Origin of the sequence: Variovorax cryoconiti (assembly GCF_051216395.1) — a bacterium.
In the GTDB taxonomy this organism is placed as follows: domain Bacteria; phylum Pseudomonadota; class Gammaproteobacteria; order Burkholderiales; family Burkholderiaceae_C; genus Variovorax.
This window is the reverse complement of sequence record NZ_JBPJZI010000010.1, coordinates 165798-187106: the sequence shown is the minus strand read 5'-3', so window position 1 is coordinate 187106 and position 21309 is coordinate 165798. Positions and strand designations below refer to the sequence as shown.

Annotated in this window: 26 protein-coding genes; 13 read left to right on the top strand and 13 right to left on the bottom strand. The window is 66.9% G+C overall.

Going from position 1 to position 21309, the window contains the following annotated elements:
• Window positions 1-22 precede the first annotated feature (22 nt).
• The 13 genes from fliR to fliF all read right to left on the bottom strand — a co-directional run bounded on the left by fliR (window position 23) and on the right by fliF (window position 11241).
• Window positions 23-820 (bottom strand): flagellar biosynthetic protein FliR, encoded by a 798-nt coding sequence (gene fliR / locus ACSFA2_RS21720; protein WP_435457395.1) that lies wholly within the window; start codon window positions 818-820, stop codon window positions 23-25.
• 7 nt (window positions 821-827) lie between these two features.
• Window positions 828-1097 carry a flagellar biosynthesis protein FliQ gene (gene fliQ, locus ACSFA2_RS21715; RefSeq protein ID WP_262076454.1) on the bottom strand — a complete coding sequence of 90 codons (270 nt, stop codon included), beginning with the start codon at window positions 1095-1097 and terminating at the stop codon, window positions 828-830.
• A 24-nt stretch (window positions 1098-1121) separates the two neighbouring features.
• A complete protein-coding gene (fliP, locus tag ACSFA2_RS21710; RefSeq protein ID WP_435457394.1) occupies window positions 1122-1880 on the bottom strand; it encodes a flagellar type III secretion system pore protein FliP in 759 nt (252 codons plus the stop codon).
• Window positions 1877-2365: a flagellar biosynthetic protein FliO gene (gene fliO, locus ACSFA2_RS21705; RefSeq protein ID WP_435457393.1), complete on the bottom strand. Its 489-nt coding sequence runs from the start codon at window positions 2363-2365 to the stop codon at window positions 1877-1879. Before fliO ends, fliP begins: the two co-directional genes overlap by 4 nt.
• Window positions 2362-2811, bottom strand: a complete 450-nt coding sequence (gene fliN, locus ACSFA2_RS21700) for a flagellar motor switch protein FliN (protein WP_435457392.1) — start codon at window positions 2809-2811, stop codon at window positions 2362-2364. Before fliN ends, fliO begins: the two co-directional genes overlap by 4 nt.
• Complete coding sequence (fliM, locus tag ACSFA2_RS21695) at window positions 2804-3808, bottom strand: flagellar motor switch protein FliM (RefSeq protein WP_435457391.1); 1005 nt, start codon at window positions 3806-3808, stop codon at window positions 2804-2806. The genes fliN and fliM overlap by 8 nt, the downstream gene beginning before the upstream one ends.
• 21 nt (window positions 3809-3829) lie before the next feature.
• Entirely contained in the window at window positions 3830-4312 is a 483-nt protein-coding gene (gene fliL / locus ACSFA2_RS21690; RefSeq protein WP_435457390.1) for a flagellar basal body-associated protein FliL, read from the bottom strand.
• A 112-nt stretch (window positions 4313-4424) separates the two neighbouring features.
• Window positions 4425-5807 carry a flagellar hook-length control protein FliK gene (locus ACSFA2_RS21685; RefSeq protein WP_435457389.1) on the bottom strand — a complete coding sequence of 461 codons (1383 nt, stop codon included), beginning with the start codon at window positions 5805-5807 and terminating at the stop codon, window positions 4425-4427.
• Window positions 5808-5821: 14 nt separating this feature from the next.
• Window positions 5822-6277, bottom strand: a complete 456-nt coding sequence (gene fliJ, locus ACSFA2_RS21680; protein WP_435457388.1) for a flagellar export protein FliJ — start codon at window positions 6275-6277, stop codon at window positions 5822-5824.
• Window positions 6278-6305: 28 nt separating this feature from the next.
• Entirely contained in the window at window positions 6306-7721 is a 1416-nt protein-coding gene (gene fliI / locus ACSFA2_RS21675; RefSeq protein ID WP_435457387.1) for a flagellar protein export ATPase FliI, read from the bottom strand.
• Between the two features lie 5 nt (window positions 7722-7726).
• Complete coding sequence (gene fliH, locus ACSFA2_RS21670; RefSeq protein ID WP_435457386.1) at window positions 7727-8533, bottom strand: flagellar assembly protein FliH; 807 nt, start codon at window positions 8531-8533, stop codon at window positions 7727-7729.
• Window positions 8520-9518, bottom strand: coding sequence for a flagellar motor switch protein FliG (fliG, locus tag ACSFA2_RS21665; RefSeq protein ID WP_435457385.1), 999 nt, complete (start codon window positions 9516-9518; stop codon window positions 8520-8522). Before fliG ends, fliH begins: the two co-directional genes overlap by 14 nt.
• Entirely contained in the window at window positions 9508-11241 is a 1734-nt protein-coding gene (fliF, locus tag ACSFA2_RS21660; RefSeq protein WP_435457384.1) for a flagellar basal-body MS-ring/collar protein FliF, read from the bottom strand. Before fliF ends, fliG begins: the two co-directional genes overlap by 11 nt.
• 294 nt (window positions 11242-11535) lie before the next feature.
• On the opposite strand from fliF, the gene fliE reads away from it, so the two are divergent.
• The 13 genes from fliE to motB all read left to right on the top strand — a co-directional run bounded on the left by fliE (window position 11536) and on the right by motB (window position 21296).
• Window positions 11536-11853: a flagellar hook-basal body complex protein FliE gene (gene fliE, locus ACSFA2_RS21655; protein ID WP_262076467.1), complete on the top strand. Its 318-nt coding sequence runs from the start codon at window positions 11536-11538 to the stop codon at window positions 11851-11853.
• 159 nt (window positions 11854-12012) lie between these two features.
• Window positions 12013-13677: a FliC/FljB family flagellin gene (locus tag ACSFA2_RS21650; RefSeq protein WP_435457383.1), complete on the top strand. Its 1665-nt coding sequence runs from the start codon at window positions 12013-12015 to the stop codon at window positions 13675-13677.
• A 167-nt stretch (window positions 13678-13844) separates the two neighbouring features.
• Window positions 13845-14192: a flagellar protein FlaG gene (locus tag ACSFA2_RS21645; RefSeq protein ID WP_435457382.1), complete on the top strand. Its 348-nt coding sequence runs from the start codon at window positions 13845-13847 to the stop codon at window positions 14190-14192.
• A gap of 40 nt (window positions 14193-14232) precedes the next feature.
• On the top strand, window positions 14233-15690 hold the full coding sequence (gene fliD / locus ACSFA2_RS21640) for a flagellar filament capping protein FliD (protein ID WP_435457381.1): 1458 nt from the start codon (window positions 14233-14235) through the stop codon (window positions 15688-15690).
• Between the two features lie 21 nt (window positions 15691-15711).
• Window positions 15712-16134, top strand: coding sequence for a flagellar export chaperone FliS (gene fliS, locus ACSFA2_RS21635; RefSeq protein ID WP_435457380.1), 423 nt, complete (start codon window positions 15712-15714; stop codon window positions 16132-16134).
• Between the two features lie 27 nt (window positions 16135-16161).
• A complete protein-coding gene (locus tag ACSFA2_RS21630; RefSeq protein WP_435457379.1) occupies window positions 16162-16494 on the top strand; it encodes a flagellar protein FliT in 333 nt (110 codons plus the stop codon).
• Between the two features lie 13 nt (window positions 16495-16507).
• Window positions 16508-17842 carry a flagellar hook-length control protein FliK gene (gene fliK / locus ACSFA2_RS21625; protein WP_435457378.1) on the top strand — a complete coding sequence of 445 codons (1335 nt, stop codon included), beginning with the start codon at window positions 16508-16510 and terminating at the stop codon, window positions 17840-17842.
• Window positions 17839-18129: an EscU/YscU/HrcU family type III secretion system export apparatus switch protein gene (locus ACSFA2_RS21620; RefSeq protein WP_435457377.1), complete on the top strand. Its 291-nt coding sequence runs from the start codon at window positions 17839-17841 to the stop codon at window positions 18127-18129. Before fliK ends, ACSFA2_RS21620 begins: the two co-directional genes overlap by 4 nt.
• The gene (locus tag ACSFA2_RS21615; RefSeq protein ID WP_435457376.1) at window positions 18126-18416 is read left to right on the top strand and encodes a hypothetical protein; all 291 of its coding nucleotides are present in this window, start codon (window positions 18126-18128) and stop codon (window positions 18414-18416) included. Before ACSFA2_RS21620 ends, ACSFA2_RS21615 begins: the two co-directional genes overlap by 4 nt.
• A 31-nt stretch (window positions 18417-18447) precedes the next feature.
• Window positions 18448-18801 (top strand): flagellar transcriptional regulator FlhD, encoded by a 354-nt coding sequence (gene flhD / locus ACSFA2_RS21610; protein WP_435457375.1) that lies wholly within the window; start codon window positions 18448-18450, stop codon window positions 18799-18801.
• Window positions 18798-19406, top strand: coding sequence for a flagellar transcriptional regulator FlhC (flhC, locus tag ACSFA2_RS21605; protein WP_435457374.1), 609 nt, complete (start codon window positions 18798-18800; stop codon window positions 19404-19406). The genes flhD and flhC overlap by 4 nt, the downstream gene beginning before the upstream one ends.
• Before the next feature lie 63 nt (window positions 19407-19469).
• Complete coding sequence (gene motA, locus ACSFA2_RS21600; protein WP_435457373.1) at window positions 19470-20330, top strand: flagellar motor stator protein MotA; 861 nt, start codon at window positions 19470-19472, stop codon at window positions 20328-20330.
• 24 nt (window positions 20331-20354) lie between these two features.
• Window positions 20355-21296: a flagellar motor protein MotB gene (motB, locus tag ACSFA2_RS21595; RefSeq protein WP_435457372.1), complete on the top strand. Its 942-nt coding sequence runs from the start codon at window positions 20355-20357 to the stop codon at window positions 21294-21296.
• Window positions 21297-21309: the final 13 nt, after the last annotated feature.

Below are 21309 nucleotides of genomic sequence, written 5' to 3'. Positions count from 1 at the left end.
TGGAGCTGCCTGTTGCACGATGTCATGGCCCGCGCAGGGCCTGCGTGAAGCGCAGCATCCCTGCCGCGCTTTCCGCAAAGCGCGGCTCGAGAAAGGCACCGAGGTTCGGGATCAGCAGCAGCAGCATCGCGATGCCCGCCAGCAGCGTGAGCGGAAAGCCCACGGCGAAGATGCTGAACTGCGGCGATGCGCGGTTCAGGATGCCCATGGCCAGGTTCAGGATGAGCAGTGCCGTCACCAGCGGCAGGGAGAGCATCAGGCCGCTGGCGAACACCTGGGAGCCGCCTTGCACCAGGAACAGCCAGCCGCCGCCCGACCAGGGCGCATCGGCGATGGGCAGCGTCTGGAAGCTCTCGGCCAGCACGCTCACCAGCAGCAGGTGCACGTCCAGGGCCAGGAAAAGCAGCATGGCGAGCAGGTTGAGCAGGCGTGCCACCACCATCGTGGTACCGCCGGCCATCGGGTCATAGAAGGACGCGAACGACAGGCCCATCTGCAGGCTGATGTATTCGCCGGCAGCCTGCACGGCCGCGAACACCAGGCGCATGACGAAGCCCATCGCGCCGCCGATCAGCACCTGCTGAACGATGATCCAGATCCCCCCGGGCGAGACGATCGGCACGGCGGGCACTGGCCCGATCGCAGGGGTGAGCACCACGGCGAGGATGGCTGCAATGCCGACCTTCACCTGACGCGGCACCGACTTCTCGCTGAAGACCGGCGCGGTGCTCATCAGCGCGAGCATGCGCACGAAGGGGTAGAAGAAGGTGGTCAGCCAGAGGGTCAGCTCCGCCGAGGTGACCGAGAAGACGGCCGGCATCAAAGGCTCAGCCGACCAGCGTGGGGATGCTGCCGAACAGCTGGCGGATGTAGTCGACCATGTTGCCGAGCATCCACGGGCCGGCGATCACGAGCGTGGCGAACACCGCCAGCAACTTCGGGATGAAGGACAGCGTGGCTTCGTTGATCTGCGTGGCCGCCTGGAAGATGCTGATCACCAGGCCGATGACGAGCGCGACCAGCAGCATCGGGGCGCCGAGCAACAGCGCCACGTTGATGGCCTGGTTGCCCATGGTCATGATGGTTTCGGGGGTCATGGCTGGTTCCGTCGCGAAGGCTGGCTAGGTGAAGAAGCTCTGCGCCAGGGCGCCGATGAGCAGCTGCCAGCCGTCGGCCAGCACGAAGAGCATCAGCTTGAAGGGCAGGGCGATGCTGGCGGGCGGCACCATCATCATGCCCATCGACATCAGCACGCTGGCCACGACCATGTCGATGATGAGGAAGGGGATGAAGATCGTGAAGCCGATCTGGAAGGCCGTCTTGAGTTCGCTGATGACGAAGGCCGGCAGCAGGATGCGCAACGGCACGTCTTCGGGGCCCTGCATTTCCGGCACCTTGGCCAGCTTGGCGAACAGGGCCAGGTCGTTCTCGCGCGTCTGGCGCAGCATGAAGGTCTTGAAGGGCTCGATGCCGCGTGTGAGGGCGGTCTCGACGGTGATCTTGTTCTCGGAGAAAGGCTTGTAGGCGTCGGCGTAGACCTTGTCGAAGACCGGCGACATGACGAAGAAGGTGAGGAACAGCGACAGGCCGACCAGCACCTGGTTGGGTGGCGACGACTGCGTGCCGATGGCGGTGCGCAGCAGGCCCAGGACGATCAGGATGCGGGTGAAGCTGGTCATGCTCAGCATCAGCGCCGGCAAGAAGGTCAGCGACGTGAGCATCATCAGCGTCTGGACGCTGAGCGACCAGGTCTGGCTGCCGCCCGGGCCGGGGGTGCTGGTCACGCCCGGCAGGCCCTGGGTCCAGGCGGCCAGCGGCAGCGTGGCCGCCAGCAGCGCCAGCGCGATGCGCAGGCTGCGAAGAACAATGCGCGGGTTCATGCGGTCGGTCGGCCCTTGACGCCCAGCGATTCGCGGAACTTCTGCGCGAAGAGGTCGAGCGGGCGCTGCAGGGCGGCCGGCGTGGCCAGGCCTGCGCCGGCATGCGTGGCGCCGGGCTTGGCCGGCAGGGTGTGCAGTGTCTGGATCTGGCTGGCGGTGACGCCCAGGACCAGCCAGGTGCCGTCGATCTCGACCACCACCACGCGCTCGCGCTGGCCCAGGGACGAACTCGACACCACTTTCACGACGTTCCCGGTACCGAAGCGCTGCAGCCCGAAGCGGCGGGCTGCCCAGGCGCACAGGAAGATCAGGCCCAGCACCATCGCCATGCCGAAGGCGGCCTGCAGCACGCCGCCGGCACCGACTGCCACGGGGGCGGCCTCGGCCACCGGTGCGGGCACGGTCGGCAGCGACGCGTGCGCGCTCGCGGCGACCAGCCAGCCGCACACGAGGGCGGTGTGCGAGCGCCAGCGCAGCAGGTTCATGAACGTGCGAGCTTCTGCATGCGTTCCGACGGCGTGATGATGTCCGTCAGGCGAATGCCGTACTTGTCGTTCACCACCACCACTTCGCCCTGGGCGATGAGGTAGCCGTTGATCAGCACGTCGAGCGGCTGGCCGGCCAGGCCGTCGAGCTCGACCACCGAGCCCTGCGACAGCTGCAGCAGGCTCTTGATGGTGATGCGGGTCCGGCCGATCTCGGCGGTGAGTTGCACCGGCACGTCGAGCACGCGGGCCAGGTCGAGCCCGGCGACGCTGCTGGCCGCCGTGGGCGCGTCCATCGGCTGGAAGACGTGTGCGGTGGCGGGCGTTGCAGCGGGTGCCGGTGCCGGCGTGGGGGCCGGCGCGGGCGCCGGTGCGGCGGCGGTCTGTTCGGCCATTGCAGCCGCCCAGTCGTCCGTGTCGTCGGAAGCAGGGGTGTTGTCAGTCATGGTCGGTCTTGGGCTCGGTGTCTTGGTGGGTGATCATGTGCTGCACGCGCAGCGCGTAACGGTCGTTCGAAGTGCCGAAGGTGCAGTCCATCACCGGGATGCCGTCGACATTGGCGGTGACGGTGGTGGGGAGCTCGATCGGCAGCACGTCGCCGACTTCCAGCGCGAGCACCTTGCCGATGGTCGAGGTCATCTGCACGAAGTTGGCGACCAGCTCGACGTCGGCCGACTGCATCTGGCGCGACATCTGCGTCACCCAGCGCTTGTCGACCTCGACCTCGTCCTGGATCGGGTTGGACAGCTGGTTGCGGATCGGCTCGATCATCGAGTAGGGGATGCAGATGTGCAGGAAGCCGCCCACCGGGCCGAACTCGATCTGCAGCGTGGTGTTCACCACCACTTCGTTGGCCGCCACGATGTTGGCCAGCTTGCCGTGCATCTCGGCACGCACGTAGTCGAAGTCCAGCGGGAACACCGGTTTCCAGGCGTCGCCATAGCACTGCAGCGACAGGTCGAGCAGGCGCTTGATGATGCGTTGCTCGGTGCGCGTGAAGTCCCGGCCTTCCACGCGGACGTGGTAGCGGCCATCGCTTCCGAACAGGTTGTCGACCACCAGGAAGACCAGCTTCGGGTCGAACACGAACAGCGCGGTGCCGCGCAGCGGCTTCATGTGCAGCATGTTGATGTTCGCCGGCACCGGCAGGTGGCGCACGAATTCGCCGTACTGCTGGATCTGGATCGGCCCGACCGAAATGTCCGGGCTGCGCCGCATGAAGTTCAGCAGGGCGCCGCGCAGGCCCCGTGCGAAGCGCTCATTGATGACCTCCAGCGTGTGCATCCGGCTGCGCACCACGCGGTCCGGCGCGCCGAGGTCGTAGGCCGGCAGGCCATCCTTCGGCTTGGTGTCGGGCGTGGCGGTCTGGTCGACCGTGCCACCGGTGACGCCCCGCAGCAGGTCGTCGACCTCGTCCTGCGAGAGGACTTGTTCATAGGCCATGGGTCGGTTGCCTGAAAGTGGTCACTGCACCACGAAGGTGTTGAAGGAGATGCTCGACACGCCCTGCGGCGGGAGGTCGGCCGACAGGGGCGTGTTGATCGCCGTGCGGATTTCCTCGGCGAGCTTGGACTTGTCTTCGGTCGTCATCAGCGATTCGGGCTGGCGGTTCGACAGCAGCAGCAGCACGCGGCTGCGCAGTTCGGGCATGAACTCGACCACCTGTGCCTTGGCCCGCTCGTCCTTCACCTTGAGGGCAATGCCCACGTGCAGGAAGCGGGCGCGGCCTTCGGACTGCAGGTTGACGGTGAAGGGCTCGAGCGCGACGAAGATCGGCTTCTCGGCAACCTTGGCAGCCGGTTCTGCTTCGGCCTTTTTATTGGCGGCGAGATAGAAGTAGCCGCCACCGGCGAGTGCGCAGACAGTGACCGCGCCGAGGACGATGATCAACAGTTTCGGCGAACGCGAGGACGGTGCGGCAGAGACGGGTGCGGTGCTGGTGGCCATGGGTGGGACTGGTTGCGGTATGGGTCTTATTCTTTGCGAACTCGTCGCGGGAGCAACGGGGGATCAAGCGGGCAAAAGCGCGTCAGATCCCGGCATTGCGGTGGCTTTCCGGTCAGGCGAAGGTGTCGACGACACCCTCGGTGCGGGTGTTGCGCACGGCGGCGGTCGGCACCGTGCTCGAGGCCACCGTGCTGCTGCGTGCGGCCCCGGGGTAGGCACTGCCGCCGTTGCCGCCCGAGCGGCCCGACGGGTTGTCCCCGGCGAAGCTGCTCTGGCCGCCCGGCTGGCGCGTGTCGGCGCCCACGGCGGTCTGGCCCAGGCTGATGCCGTGTTCGGCCAGCGTGGTGCGCAGTTGCGGCATGGCGGCCTCGACGGCCTTGCGCACCCCTTCGTGGGCCGAGACGAACATCGCCTGTGCCTGGTCGTCGCCGAGCTTCAGCGTGATCTGCAATGGGCCGAGGTTCTCGGGGTTGAGGGTGATCTGGGCGGTGTGCATGCCGCTGGCGCTCATGCGCAGCATCTGCTGGCCGAGGGCGGGCGCCCAGGCATCGCTGTCGACCGGCGGCGCCAGCGAGAGCACAGGCACGCGGTTCTCGGCCGTGGCGGCGCCGTTGCCGATGCCGGCGCTGCCCGGCTGGGCGGCCATCCAGGTGACCGGTGCGTTGGGGGCGCCGTCGTCCGCCAGTTCGGCGTCGGTGCCGGCGGAGGCTTCGATGCGGGCGGCCAGAACATCCAGCGGGTCGGCCTCGGCGGTTTCTGTGGCCGCCGCGGTGCCGGTGACCGTGGTGGCGGCCGTGTCGCGGCTGGCGGCGTCGGTGCGGCCCGTGCGTGCGGCGGGCGTGGAGGTGGCCGGTACGGTGCCGGCCAGCGCCGCGTTGAGCAACGACGGGGCGACCGGCGTGGCCGGCACCGCGACAGCGTCTGCCTTCGCGGTGCCGGTGGCGGCGGCGTCCGCCTGGGCCGAAACGGCCGTCGATGTCTTGCCGGCTGCGGCACGGAGGACATCGGCTGCCGTCGCGTCAGCGGGCGTGCCGTCGGCGAGCGTCGCTTTTGCCGCGGCATCGGCCGCCGGCAGGTCGAGTTCGGTCACGGCCTTGGCGGCGTCGGCCAGCGCGTCGGTGCCCGCCAGGGCTGCCTGCACGTCGGTGCGTTCGGTGGCGGTGGCGGCACCGCGCAGGGCGGCTGCGGTGACGGCTTCGGCGCCGGTGCGCGCGGCAACCGTCGTGACCTGGGCGGCCACGGCGGGTACGAAGAAGTCGAGGTTCGGGATCTGGGGCAGGGTGTCGTCCTTGGCCACCGAAGCACCGCGGCGCGGCGTACCGGGGCGCGCGGTGGCGCTGTCGGCGGCGTCGGTGTCGGCCTGCGACGCACGCGAGCGGTCGAGTGCCGCATGGAAGCTGCGGCCCTGTGGTTCCTCGGACTGGCGGGCGCGTGCTGGCGGCGAGGTGGACGAAAGGCCGGGCGAGACAAGCGCGGGAGAGACAAGTGCGGGCATGGGGGCTCCTGGGGTCAGAGGGTCGGGTTGGCGGCGCGGTCGAAGAACTTGCGCGTGGCGCGTTCGTCGCTTTCGCGCTGTTCGCGCTTGGCCTGGACGAGCATTTCCTGTTGGCGCACACGCTCGGCCAGGGTGTCGAAGGAACTCTGGCGGCGCTTTTGGTGCTGCCAGTCGACGCGGCCGGAGTCGAGGCGGGTGTTGGCCTGCGCGACGATGGCGCGCTGCTGGTCGATGGCGCCGTCGAGCGTGACCAGGAAGTTCTGGTAGTTGCGCAGCTTGGCAGCGGGCATGCCGTTGACCATCAGGGCGTTCAACTGGTCCACGTAGTCCTGCCGGTACTGCATCAGCAGATCGAGCTTCTGCGTGCTGGTGATGCGTGCGGTCTGCAGGGCACCGAGGCGGATCGCGGCCTTGTCGGTCTGCGTGCGCGCCAGTTCGGTGAGCATGTCGAGGGGAAGCTTGTTGGCCATGGGTCTCCTTGAGATCCTTGAAAAGGGTTCAGGCCGTGCGGGCCGGTTCGAAGAGGCTTCGCATGCGCGCGATGGACGCGTCGTAGTCGGTGCGCTCGTCCATCGGCTGCTGCAGGAACGCCTCGATCTTTGGGTACATCGCGATCGCCTGGTCGAGCTGCGCGTCGTGGCCCGGGGCGTAGGCGCCGACGCTGATCAGGTCGCGGTTGCGCTGGTAGCGCGACAGCATCTGCTTGAAGCGGCGCACCGTCTCGAACTGCGCCGGCTCGATCAGCGCCGTCATGGCCCGGCTGATCGAGGCCTCGATGTCGATGGCCGGGTAGTGGCCGGCTTCGGCCAGCGAGCGCGACAGCACGACGTGGCCGTCCAGGATGGCGCGGGCCGAGTCGGCGATCGGGTCCTGCTGGTCGTCGCCTTCGGACAGCACCGTGTAGAAGGCGGTGATGGAACCGCCGTTGCCGTCGGCGTCGCGCGCGCCGTTGCCGGCACGTTCGACCAGTGCGGGCAGCTTGGCGAACACCGAGGGCGGGTAGCCCTTGGTGGCTGGCGGTTCGCCCACGGCCAGCGCGATCTCGCGCTGCGCCATCGCATAGCGGGTGAGCGAATCCATGATCAGCAGCACGCTCTTGCCCATGTCGCGGAAGTACTCGGCCAGGCAGGTGGCATAGGCCGCGCCCTGCAGGCGCAGCAGTGGCGAGTTGTCGGCCGGCGCAGCCACCACGACCGCGCGGGCCAGGCCTTCCTCGCCGAGCGTGTTCTCGATGAAATCCTTCACTTCGCGGCCGCGTTCGCCGATCAGGCCGACCACGATCACGTCGGCGCTGGTGTAGCGGGCCATCATGCCCAGCAGCACGCTCTTGCCGACGCCCGAGCCGGCGAACAGGCCCATGCGCTGGCCGCGGCCGACGGTCAGCATGCCGTTGATGGCGCGCACGCCGACGTCGAGCACCGAATCGATCGGCGCGCGCGACAGCGGGTTCACCGGCGGGCTCGACAGCGGCACCCGCTTGGCGACGTCCAGCGGGCCGAGCCCGTCGAGCGGACGGCCTGCGGCGTCGACCACGCGGCCGAGCATGCCTTCGCCGACCGGCAGCCGCTTGGTGTGGTTGTCGCCGCTGGCGCCGCCGGCTGCAAGGCGCGGAAAGACCCGTGCGCCGGGCAGCAGGCCCGCCACTTCGCTCTGCGGCATCAGGAAGATGCGGTCGCCCGCGAAGCCGACGACTTCGGCCTCGGCGTGGCGCACCGGGTAGCCGGGCGGCAGCTCGATCAGGCAGTCGCTGCCGACGGGCAACTGCAGGCCGGTGGCTTCGAGCACCAGGCCCACGGCGCGCGTGAGCCGGCCCGAGGCGACGGTGGTGGTGCACCGGGCGATGTCGCTGCGCGCCTGCGTCAGCGCATCGACCCAGTGCTGGACATGGGGGTTGGAGGCGACCGTGGGGCTCATGGGGTTCAGTCCTGCGCGTCGGCGTCGCGGCGCAGCGCGGCGGTCACGCTCTTCCAGCGGGTCTCGAGCGTGGCGTCGATCTCGCCGGCGGGCGACTGCACGCGGCAGCCGCCGCGCTGGATGCTGTCGTCGGGGCGTACCTGCCAGCCGGCCTGCTGCAGCTCGTTGCCCAGGCTCTCCTTCACCAGCGCGACATCGGCCGGGTTCAGCAGCAGCCGGGGTTCGCCCTGCAGCGTGGGTTCGGCGTGGACCAGGTCCTGCACCAGCGGCAGCAGCCACTCGGGTTCGGCGCGGAAGGTGCGGTGCACCACCTGGCGGGCGATGTCCAGCGCCAGCGTGAGCAGCACGTCGGTGATCTCGCGCTCGGCGCCTCGCAGGGCTGCGGGCAGCGAGGCGCTCAGCGCACGCAACTGTTCGGCGTGGGCGGTGGCTGCGGCCAGGCCTGTGGCCAGCCCGGCGATGTGGCCTTCGGCGTGGCCGGCGGTCCAGCCCTCGGCGTGGCCGGTGGCCTGGCCTGCGGCGGTGGCTTCCTGGCGGAGGCGGCGCAGCTCGGCCTGGGCAATACCCGCGGGCACGGTCGGCGGGGGCGGCGGCGGGGGCAGGGTGGCGCGTGCGGCGGCCATCCGGCCGGCGGCGGTGGTGCGGCTCGGATCGCCGGCGATGTTGTTCATCTCCCAGCGCTCCCATGCCGACAGCACCGGCTTGGACGGCGCCGCCTCGGCCTGCGCCGGGGCGCTGCCGCCCACGCGCGTCGACGCATACAGCGACGCCAGCCGCGCCGCGGTCGCGGGGTTGGGCTTAGACGAAGTCATCGGCACCCGGTGCGGAGATGACGATCTCGCCCGCTTCGGCCAGTCGGCGAGCCGCCTGCAGGATGGTCTTCTGTTCGGCCTCGACCTGCGACACACGGACCGGGCCGCGCAGCTCGATGTCTTCGCGCAGCGTCTCGGCGGCGCGGTTGGACATGTTCTTGAGGAACTTGTCGCGCAGCTCGATCGGTGCACCCTTGAGCGCGATGATGAGCGAGTCGGACTCCACTTCCTTGAGCAGGCGCTGGATGCTGCGGTCTTCCAGACCCAGCAGGTTCTCGAAGACGAACATTTCGTCGACGATGCGCTGGGCCAGCGTGTCGTCGAGTTCGCGGACGTGGGCGATGGTTTCCTCCTCGTTCGCGCTGTTCATCAGGTTGACCATTTCCGCTGCGGTGCGCACGCCACCCAGGCGGCTGCGCTTCAGACCTTCGCCCGACAGCATCTCGGTGAGCACGTCGGTGAGTTCCTTGAGCGCTGCCGGCTGCACGCCGCCGAAGGTGGCCACGCGCACCACCACGTCGTGGCGCAGGCGCGTGGGCAGCTTCTCCAGCACCTCGGCGGCCTTGGCGCGGTCGAGGTGGACCAGCAGCGTGGCCAGGATCTGCGGATGCTCGTCGCGGATGAGTTCGGCCACTTCGCTGGCTTCGAGCTGGTTGAGCCGCCCGATGCCGCTGTCGGGCTCTTCCGCCCGGAGGATGTCTTCCAGCAGGTCGCTCGCGCGGTCCTCGCCCAGTGCCTTCTTGAGCACGGCGCGGATGTAGTCGCTCGAACCGAGGTGCAGCGCCGACAGCTGTTCGGTTTCCTCGCGGAATTCGCGCAGCACCGAGGCCAGCTCGGCACGCGACACCTGGCTCAGCTTCGACATCGCGAGACCGAGCTCCTGCACCATCGCGGTGGGCAGCAGGTTCAGGGCCGCGGCAGCGCGGTCCTCGCCCACGGCCATCAGCAGGATGGCGCTCTTACGGGTTCCAACTTCATTGCTCATCGGTCGTCATCCAGTGTTGGATCATGATGGCCACCAGCTTGGGGTCCTGGGTGGCGGCCTCGAGGGCGAAGTCGAGGTCGGCCTTGTGGCGTTCGGCCTCGCGCTGGCGCAGGGCTTCGTCCGGGCTCGGGCCTTCATCGGCCGCCACCTTGGCGAAGACGTCGTTCTCGTTGATGTCCGCCACCGGCGCAGGCGCCGGGGGTGCCAGGTGCTTGCGCAGCAGCGGACGGGCCACCGCGAACCAGGCGAACAGGGCGAGCAAGGCGATCAGCAGGTACATGCCCAGCGTCTTGGCCAGCGGAATGTTCGCCGGGTCACGCCAGAACTCCTGTGCAGGCGCTTCCTTCTCGCGTTCGTCGGCGAAGGCGCTGTTGACCACGTTGAGCGAGTCGCCGCGGTCCTGGCTGAAGCCCATGGCTTCCTTCGCCAGGTTGCGGATCTGGTCGAGCTCGGCCGTGGTCAGGGCGCGGCTGGCACCCTTGTCGTCGCCCGTGCGGTTGTTCACCACCACGGCCACCGACAGGCGCTTGACGCCGCCGGCGCCTTGCTGCACATGGCGGATCGAGCGGTCGAGCTCGTAGTTGGTCGTCGTGTCCTTGCGGTTGCTCGACGGACCGGTGGCAGCGGCCGTGGTGGTGGCGGTGCCGGCACGCTGGGCGGCCTGTGCGGCTGCGACCTGCGCCGGCGTCTGCGGGGCACCCGGTGGCGCGTTCGGCGGCGTCGTGATCGGTGCGTTCGGTGCGGTGGGCGGCTGGTTCGACAGCGCACCGGGCACGCCGCCGGGCGGGGTGCCGCCGAGCTGGCTCGACTCGCTCGACTGCTGGCTGCGCATCGCCGCGTTCGCCGGGTCGGCGTTGGGGCGGTACTTCTCGTCGGTGTGTTCCACCACCGAGAAGTCGATATCGGCCGCCACCTGGGCACGCACGTTGCCGCTGCCGAGAATCGGCTGCAGGATCGCTTCGATGCGGCGGATGTAGCCCTGCTCGATCTCCTGCGTGTACTTCAATTGGCTGACATCGAGGCCGCGTGCGCCGGCGTTGGCCGCCGACAGCAGGTTGCCGCGCTGGTCCACCACCGTCACGCTCTTGGGGTCGAGTTCCGGCACGCTGCTCGACACCATGTGCACGATGGCGCTCACGGCGCCTTCGTCGATGCTGCGGCCGCGGTGCAGGGTCAGAACGACCGATGCCGAAGGCTTCTTCTGTTCGCGAACGAACAGCGAAGGCTTCGGCATGGCCAGATGCACCCGAGCGGACTCGATGGTGCCGATGGATTCGATGGAGCGGGCCAGCTCGCCTTCGAGCGCGCGCTGGAAGTTCACCTGTTCGGCGAACTGGCTGGTGCCGAACTTCTGGTTGTCCATCAGTTCGAAGCCGACGCCGCCCGCCTTGGGCAGGCCCTGCGAGGCCAGCTTGAGCCGGAGCTCGGGCACGCGGTCGGCCGGCACCAGGATCGCGCCACCGCCCTCGGCGAACTTGTAGGGCACGTTCATCTGCGCCAGCGACGCGATGATCGCGCCGCCGTCGCGGTCCGACACGTTGGTGTAGAGCACCTTGTACTCGGGCCCGCGGCTCCACAGGGTGAAAGCCATGGCGATGGCCACCAGCGCGGCGCCGCCGATGATCAGCGGGAGCTTGGGCTGGGCGCGCAGCTTGTCGGTCCACGACGTGGCGCCGGCGGCGGGGGACGTCGGCGCGGCGCCGAGGGTCGCAGCCGAACTCATGCGAAAGCCCCTGTGGCGCCCGCTGGATCCAGATGGTCCATGTTCATGTTCAAGAGGATGAGTCGTCGATGTTCAGTGGCCATGCCGGGCGCCGACAAAGGAGGCCGGCAGGCTTGGGGTACGGCGTTCATTGTCTGGATCGGCGCCGAATTCGATTGGCCGAACAGCCGGGGTTTTCGCCGTCAGTTGGCCCCATGTGAATCGGGGCTTCGCAGGTACGCTGAATAGGCGAGGAGGCACCTGGGTGCTTCTGTAGTCAACCCAAAGTTCACTTAACCCGAGGAACACGACGCCATGTCGATTTCAGCCATCGAATCCGTCCTGCAGCAGATGCGGGCCACTGCCGTGCAGTCCGGCATCACCCCGCCCGCCGGGCCTGCGGTGGAGCACGGCGGCTTCGCTGCCGAGCTCAAGCGCTCCATCGACAACATCAGCGGCGCCCAGACCAAGGCCTACGGCCAGGCCGAGGACTTCGAACTGGGCAAGCCGGGCGTGGCGCTCAACGACGTGATGGTCGACCTGCAGAAGGCCAACGTGGCGTTCCAGACCGGGGTACAGGTGCGAAACAAGCTCGTTTCGGCCTACCAGGAAATGATGAGCATGCAGGCCTGACACGGGTGACGCGGTGTGGATCGACACGCTGCAACTTTTTGGGGCACGCCCCTAAATGTTTGCAAAGCCCTGCCGATAACTAATCCAACGATGGCTTGAGTCCAGCGTTACGGCCCACCGGGTCGGAGTCCACAACCTTTAGTCAACCAGGAGTCTTCAATGGCGCAAGTCATCAATACGAACAGCCTCTCGCTGCTCACGCAAAACAACCTGAACAAGTCGCAATCGGCCCTCAACACCGCTATCGAGCGCCTGTCTTCGGGCATGCGCATCAACAGCGCCAAGGACGACGCTGCTGGTCAGGCCATCGCCAACCGCTTCACGGCCAACATCAAGGGCCTGACGCAAGCCACCCGCAACGCCAACGACGGCATCTCGATCGCTCAAACGACCGAAGGCGCGCTGACGGAAGTCAACAACAACCTGCAACGCGTCCGTGAACTGTCGGTGCAAGCCGCCAACGGCACGAACTCGGCCAGCGACCTGGACTCGATCCAGTCGGAAATCACCCAACGTCTGGACGAAATCAACCGCGTGTCGGAACAGACCCAGTTCAACGGCGTGAAGGTTCTGTCGGCTGACGCTGGCAAGCTGACCGTGCAAGTCGGCGCGAACGATGGCGAAACCATCGACATCGACCTGCAAGAAATCAGCGCCAAGACCCTGGGTCTGGATGGCTTCAACGTGAACAACACCGGTTCGAAGAACAAGGCTGCCACGTCGACCGATCTGCTGGTTGCTGGCTTCGCCAAGGGCGCCACCACCGCTGGCGTGACCGCCTATTCCCGCACGCTGACGGCTGCTGCCAACGGCGCCGTTGCCGACGACGTGCTGTCGAAGGTTGTGGACACGGGTACCGTGACCGTTACCGGTGGCTCCGTGTACACCTACAGCGACGTGACGAAGGACTACACGGGCACTCAGGCCGGTCGCACCGGCACCGCGACGATCGCCAGCCTGCTGCCGCCGTCCGGCACGAGCGTGACGGCTACCGTCAAGCTCGGTACGACGACGACGGACGTCAAGATCGACAGCTCGGGCACCTTGACCGACGCTGCCGACGGCTCGGCTCTGTACCTCGACGTGACCGGCAACCTGACCAAGACCAACATGGGTGGCGGTACGCTGTCGGCCACGTTGACGAACCTGGCTCAGAACGTCGTCGGTATGAAGACCGTTGGCGACTCGATCAAGATCGGCGCGACCGGCGCGACGTACACGCTGGCTGGCGCTGCCGCCACCGCTGCCGCTGCGACCTTCAACGTCACTGGCGAAAAGGCCAGCGCTGCGACTGTCGCAGCAGAAGCCACTGCCGCTGGCGCGTCGGTCGACATCGACGGTGCCGGCCCGACGGCGGCTTATGCCATCGCCATTGGTGGCAACGTGACTGCTACCTTCATGGGTGTCAACGGCCTGACGACCACGGCTTTGGAAACGGTCAGCCTGTACGAAAACGGCAACGTCATGAGCGCAAACGGCAGCCAGGTCTATGCCGATTCCGCGAAACCAGGTGGCGTGACGTCTTCTGCCGTCAGCGCCGGCAAGGCAACGATCGACCCGCTCAAGGCGCTCGACGAAGCCCTGTCGAAGGTCGACAAGCTGCGCTCCTCGCTGGGTGCGGTGCAGAACCGTTTCGACTCGACCATCGCCAACCTCGGCACCACGGTGACCAACCTGTCCTCGTCGCGTTCGCGCATCGAAGACGCTGACTACGCAGTGGAAGTGTCGAACATGACGCGCGCTCAGATCCTGCAACAAGCCGGTACCTCGGTGCTGTCGCAGGCCAACCAGACCACGCAAGGCGTGCTGTCCCTCCTGCGTTAAGTCGAACCGACGAAACGCGAGAGCCAAGCCAGGCTCCGTCCCGCAAGGGGCGGGCCTGGCCACCGCAGGCGCCGGGTCTCCACCCGGTTCCCCTGCGCTTTCCTCTGCGGCCCCACCCCCGGGCGAGGCCGCATAGGAAAGCGAAACCGCAAAACCAGGTGAACACCATGTCCCATCCCGTGCCAGCCAGCGCCGCCCCGGAAAGCCCGTGGACGCAACTGCTCGTCGGCCGCACCGCGGCAGGCGCAAGTGCCCCGGCGCGGGCGGTCGAAGAGACCGAGGAAGAGGCAACGCCGGTGCAGGTCGAAAGCGCGGTTCGCGCGGTGAACGCGGCGCTCGAGATCCGCTCCATCGGCATTCAGTTCGAGATCGACAAGGACATCGACAAGGTCATCGTCAAGGTGATCGACCGCAACACCGGTGAAGTGATCCGCCAGGTTCCGAACGAGGAAGTGGTGCGCATCGCCAAGGTCATGGGCGAGATGTCCGGCCTGCTGGTCGACAGCGCGGCCTGAGCTTCCCTTCATTCTTCCAACGCATTCAGGAAACCCTCACATGGCAACCATCAGCAGCATCGGCGTCGGCTCGAACCTCGACTTGGCCGGCTTGCTCACCAATCTCGAAAAAGCCGAAAGCCAGCCCTTGGTGGCCCTGGAGGCCAAGGCCAAGAGCTACACCAGCAAGCTGTCGGCGTACGGCTCGGTGCAAAGTGCATTGAGCGCGCTGCAGACCGCGGCGCTGAAGCTGTCGGACCCCGCGCTCTTCCAGAGCGTCACCGGCACGCCGACGGTCAGCGGCATCCTCTCGGCTTCGGCCACGGACACCAGCGCGGCCGGCAACTACAACATCACCGTGTCGCAATTGGCACAGTCGCAGTCCTTGCTCACGACCGGGCAGGCCAACACGACCACCGCGATCGGCAACGGGAAATTCACGATCGATTTCGGCACGGTCACCGGCGGAACGCTCGACCCGGCGACCGGCAAGTACACCGGCGCAGGCTTCACGGTGGACGGCACGCGCACGGCGAAGACGATCACGATCGACCCGACCAACAACACGCTGGGCGGTATCCGCGATGCGATCAACGCGGCGGATGCCGGCGTGACCGCGACCATCATCAATGACGGCAGCGGCACGCCCAACCGTCTGGTGCTGACCTCGACGCAGACCGGCCAGGCCTCGAGCATGCGGATCAGCGTCGACGGAGCGGCCGACACGGCCCTCAAGAACCTGCTGAGCAACGACCCTGCCGGTACGCAGAATTTGCAGCAGACCGCGGCCGCGCAGAGCGCGAAGCTCACCGTCAACGGCATCGCCATCACGAGCCCGACCAACACCGTCAAGGAAGCCATCCAGGGCGCGACGCTGACGCTGGTGCAGACCGGCACGACCGGCCTGTCGATGAAGTCGAACTCGGCCTCGGCGAAGACGGCGATCAACGATTTCGTCAAGGCCTACAACGCGCTGCAGAGCACCGCCAAGTCGCTCACGACCTACGACGCCGACACCAAGACGGCGGCGCCGCTGGTCGGCGACTCGACCCTGCGCAACCTGCAGACCCGCATTCGCCAGGCGCTGACCGCGCCGCAGAGCGGTGGCGCCGACGACATGAAGGTGCTCAACGAGATCGGCGTGACCTTCCAGAAGGACGGAACGCTGGCGGTGGATTCGACCAAGCTCGACAAGGCACTGGACACCAACCTCGCCGGCGTGTCGAAGCTCTTCGCCAGTGCGAGCGGCAGTACCTCGGGCTACGGCAAACAGATCGACGCCTTGGTGACCGACCTGAACAAGACCGGCGGCTCGCTGAAGGTCGCGCAGGACGGCGTGACCTCGACCATCAAGCAGCTCGACGAGCAGTACGACCAGGTGCAGGCGCGCGTGGACGCCACCGTGGCGCGCTATCGCGCGCAGTTCACGGCCCTCGACGTGGCGATCAACAGCATGAACAACACCAAGGCCTACCTGACACAGCAGTTCGAGGCGATGAACGCCTCGTCCGGCAGCTAAGCGGCGACCAGAAAGTCCTCGATGTACACCTCGCACAACCTCCGAAGTGGCGCCACCGCCTACGCGCATGTGGGCGTGGAAACGCAAGCCATGAGCGCGTCGCCGCATCAACTGATCGCGATGCTGTTCGACGGTGCCAAGATGGCCATCGGCATGGCGCGACACCACATGTCGACGGGCGACATCCCGGCCAAGGGCGCTGCCATCTCCAAAGCGATGGGCATCGTGGAAAACGGCCTGAAGGCCAGCCTGGACGCCAAGGCGGCCGGCACCGAAGGCACGACGCTGGTGAGCAACCTGTCGGCGCTGTACGACTACGTCATCCGCCGTCTGCTCCACGCGAACCTGCACAACGACGCGTCGGTGCTCGACGAAGTCGACGCGCTGCTGGAAAGCCTGGCCTCGGCCTGGCGCGAAATCGAGCCGGGCCGCGGCGGCTTCTGAACCGATATGACCTCCCCGGAACCCCTCATGGCCCACCCGCGCGACATCGTGCATTGCTACGGTCAGCTCGCCTCCACCATGGCGCAGATGGTCGTGCTGGCGCAGGCCAAAGACTGGGGCGCACTGCCGGCCGTGGAGGCGCAATGTGCGGCCATCGTCGACCGGCTGCGTGCCATCGAGCCGACGGTGGCGCTCGGTGCGGCCGATGCCGCCGAGGCCCGCCGTCTGATCGTCTGCATCCAGTCCGACCAGGCCGTCGTGAACGGCCTCGTGAAGCCGCAGCTCGAACACCTGATGGAAAACATGAGCGTGCTGCAGCACCGCAAGAGCCTCGACAAGGCTTACGGCCAGGCCCACTGAGCTTGCCCCGACCATGACCGGCCTCGTACGACTTCTCGACACCCTGCTGACGGCGAAGGTTTCGCCGCCGCTGGATGCCGGCGCCGTGGACGCCAACGCGTCCGTCAAGGCGCCGGGTGCGGCGTCGGCGGTGCAAGGGGCCGCCAACGACGTGCGCCTGCTGTCGAACGCGGCGCTCGACCGCCAGCTCGGTGGCGTTGACTCCCCGTCGACGCGTGGCGCGGCCCCGGGCACCGCGGGCGGCGCCGCGCTGCCGGCATCGGCGGTGGCCCGGCTGTCCTTCGCGGCACGGATCATCAGCGCCGTGCTGGCCGACCTGGAGGTCGATGTCGGCCCGGTGCGCGGGCAGGGCCCCGTGTGGGCGCCGCGGCAACAACCGGCCGGCCCGGTGCTGGCGGGCTCGTTGGCCCACACTGTGTCGAACAGCGGCCTCTTCTACGAATCGCATCTGGCGCAGTTCGCGCAGGGACATCGCACGCTGACGCAGATGGCGCAGGAACCGCAGGCCGCGTGGCCGTCGCCCGGCGTGGCTGCGGGCGGGCGTGGCGCCACGACCTTGCAGGCGGTCATGGCCGTGGTGGCGGATGCCAGCACGGCTGCCGCACCCGGGAAGGTCGATCCAGCGCAGCCGGCGGTCGCATCGTCGGCCGCGCTGGCCGCGTCGGTGGCTGCCGCCCTGCAGGCCGCGCCGTCTGGTCTGGCTGCATCGCGCAGCGAGGCACCGGCCGCGCCGGCAGCGCCGGCGGCCGCTGCCACCGCCTCGGCGCCGCCCGAGCCAGCGACCGCCGAGGCCACGCCCGACGCTCTCAAGATGCAGGCCGCCTACCGCTGGGGCGACAGCGCCCAGACGGCCGCTGCCGCCGCGGAGCGCGCCGCGATGCGATCCGTCGAGAACAAGACCGGCGACAGCGATCAGACCGCTGTCGCCCACCATGCCGCGACCGCGCCGAGCGGTGGCGAGGTGGTGCACCCGCAATTGGTGACCACGGTCCATCAGCAACTCGACCTGCTGGCGACCGCCGCGTTCCGTTGGGCCGGCGAAGCCTGGCCCGGCGTGACGATGGACTGGCGCATCGAGGAAGAGGGCGAGCGTCACGCCGCCGGCGACGAGTCGTCCGACGATGCGCCGCGCCGCTGGTCCACGAATCTGTCGCTGCAGCTGCCCACCCTCGGCACCGTCGACGTGCGCCTGAGCGTGGCAGGCGGCGACGTCCGGGCCACCGTGGTGTCGTCCAGCGAGAACAGCCGCGCGCTGCTGGCCGGCGACGGCCGCACGCTCGCGGCGCGTTTCGACGCGGCCGACCTGCGGCTGGAGCAGTTCCAGGTGGCGCAGGGAGCCGTTGCATGAACACCGCGGCACCGTCGCTGGGCGATCGCCAGAGCGCCGTCGCCCTGTCGTACGACGACAAGACGCGCGCGCCGATCGTCGTCGCCAAGGGCTACGGCGTGGTCGCCGAATCGATCATGCGCGAGGCGCGCGAGAACGGTCTTTACGTTCACGCCTCCGGCGACCTGGTCAAGCTGCTCATGCAGGTCGACCTGGACCAGCAGATCCCGCCGCAGCTGTATGTGGCGGTGGCCGAGGTCATGGCCTGGCTGCACGGCCTGGAAGAAGCCGCAGGGGCCGCGCGATGAATACTTTGTCTCTATTTTCTGCGGCGGGTGCAATCCATGCCGGCGCCGAGATGAATACCTTGCGTTTGTTTTCGGCGCTGAGCCGGAAATTCTCGCGCAATGAAAACTTTCTTCTAGCTATTCCATTTTTCGCACATGAATTGCTGGCCGTCGCATTGCGCGGCGGCCAGGCGCAGTGCGAACGATGCTCATGCCGTGTAGGCAATGTCCCACGTCGCGTGCGAAAAGTCTCGTTTCGCAAGCTGTGGCCCCAGACCTTGGTAACACTTGTTAACAATGTGTTTTAAGATGCTACCAAGCTATCTAAATGGAGTCAGCGTGAATATCGAAAGAGAAGGCGTCTCGGGGAACAGTGAGATTTTCCGGGAAATCGGAGATATTAATCTGGCTTACATGTTGTTGGCCCAGAAACTGGTCAAGCAGGACCGGGGCGCAGCCATGTTTCGTCTGGGAATCGGCGAGGAACTGGCCGAACTCCTGGCCAACATGTCGTTGGCGCAGATCGTGAAGCTGGCCGCCTCGAACCTGCTCCTGTGCAGCTTTCGCCTTGATGACAACCCCATGTTCGCAGTGGTCGGACAGGGGAAGGAGAGTGCCTTGCAGCAGGCGCACATGTCCATCCTGATGGCCGCCCGGCAGCAGACCGCCATGGCTTCGACGGGGGTTGCATGAGCACGAAAACCGTTCTGGGCGAAGTCAAGGAAGTCAAGCTCGCCATTGAATTGATCGCATTGGGCGCCCGTCTTCAATTTCTTGAAGCCGAAGTTGGATTGAGCCGTGAACGGCTGATCAAGCTCTATAAAGAATTGAAGGGCGTTTCTCCGCCAAAAGGGCTTTTGCCATTTTCGACGGATTGGTACATGACCTGGCTGGCGAATATTCATTCGTCGATGTTTTATAACATTTACCGGTTCATGCTGGTTCAGGCCAAAGAATCCAAATTGCAGGCATTGATAAAGAGCTATCGGCTCTATCAGGAGCAAAGCGAATATCAAGGTGGGGAGGTGGTGCTCGATTTCACGCGTGCCTACACCATGGTCCGGTTTTTCGACAGCGACATGCTGCAATTGAATTCCTGCAGCCGTTGCGGCGGGCAATTCGTGGCGCATGCGCATGACACCAAGACCGGGTACGTGTGCGTGCTCTGCCGTCCGCCGTCGCGCGCCGGGAAGGCACGTCCTCCCAAGCGTGTCGCAGCGGAAGCGATGGTGCCGGTGGCCCATGCCCTGGACCGCTCCGGTTTTGGTTTGCCTTTGAACAGCGGCGGCGTGCATTGACCATGGTCCGCGCCGCCCTTCCCATTAATTGATCTAGATGCCTCAGGGCGAAAGGGGGCGCGTGTGCTCGTTCTTCTCGGTTATCTCGTCGTGCTCGGCACCGTGTTCGGTGGCTATGCGCTCATGGGCGGCAGTTTCGGCGTGCTGTTCCAGCCCATCGAAGTGCTGATGATCGGTGGCTCTGCGCTGGGCGCCTTCATTGCCGGCAACAACGGCAAGACGATCAAGGCCACGATGCGTGAATTGCCCCGCCTGCTGCGCTCGTCCAAGCACAACCGGCAGCTCTACATGGACCTGCTGGCACTCCTCTATGAATTGCTCGCCAAGGCGCGCAAGGAAGGGATGATGAAGCTGGAATCGGATGTTGAAGATCCGAAGGGCAGCGAAATCTTCGGGCGCTATCCCACCATTTTGTCGAACGCAGAGCTGATGGAATTCATCTGCGACTACCTGCGCCTGGCGATCAGCGGCAACACCGACCCCTTCGAGATCGAAGCGCTCATGGACCACGAGATCGAGACGATCCGCCACGAGGCCGAAGTACCTTCGCACAGCCTGTCCCGCGTGGGTGACGCCTTGCCGGCCCTGGGCATCGTGGCCGCCGTGCTTGGCGTGGTGCATGCGCTGGCCTCGGCCGACCTGCCGCCCGCCGAGATGGGTGCGCTCATCGCACATGCCATGGTGGGCACGTTCCTGGGCGTGCTGCTGGCCTATGGCTTCGTCTCGCCGCTGGCCTCGCTCATCGATCAGCAGGTCGAGGAAAACATGAAGACCTACCAGTGCGCCAAGGTCACGCTGCTCGCGAGCATGCATGGCTACACGCCGCAGCTGGCGGTGGAATTCGGCCGCAAGGTGTTGTTCTCGACCGAGCGTCCGTCTTTCACCGAACTCGACTCGCATGTTCGCGACGTCAAGACGCGCTGACCGGAAAGGGCACGGAGTTTCACCATGAGCGCCGCCAAGGAAAGCCGCATCGTCGTCAAGAAGGTCATCAATGTGGCCGCGGGGCACCATGGCGGCGGCTGGAAGATCGCCTATGCCGACTTCATGACGGCCATGTTCGCTTTCTTCCTGGTGATGTGGCTGCTCTCGGTGGCGACACCCAAGCAGCGCGAAGGCATCGCCGAGCATTTCAAGATGCCGCTGAAGGTGGCGCTGGCTGGCGGCGCACGCAGCAGCATGAGCGACAGCATGATCCCCGGCGGTGGCGCCGACCCGATGCGCGTGCAGGGCGAGGTCAACAACGCCGAGACGCCGAGCGAGGACGAGATCGACGCGCAGCGGCTGGCCAGCATGAAGGAGCGCCTGGACAAGATGCTCGAGAGCAGCCCCGTCTTCAAGCAGTTTCGCTCGCAGATCCTGATCGACATCACGAACGAGGGCCTGCGCCTGCAGATCGTCGACAACGAACGCAGCCCGATGTTCGACCTGGCCAGCGCCAAGGTGGTGCCGCACATGCGCGCCATCCTGCGGGAGGTCGGCCCCATGCTGAACGACCTGCCGAACAAGATCACGCTGACAGGCCACACCGACGCCTTCAACTACACCAACGGCGACCGGGCCTACGGCAACTGGGAACTCTCGGCGGACCGCGCCAATGCCTCCCGCCGCGAACTCATGACCGGTGGCCTGGCCGATGGCAAGGTGATGCGCGTGATCGGCGCCGCCGACACGATGCACCTTGACAAGGCCGATCCGCGCAACCCGATCAATCGCCGCATCAGCGTCATCCTGCTCAATCACCGAACGCAGGCGCAGATCGAACGCGAGAACGCCGGCAATACCAATTCGCTGGATCTGAAAAAGACACCACCGACGGCAGCGCCGGCGTCACCCCTGTCGGCGAACGTCAAGACCGTCGCATTGCAACCGGCCTCTCCAACGAAATAGATCACAGCGAGCC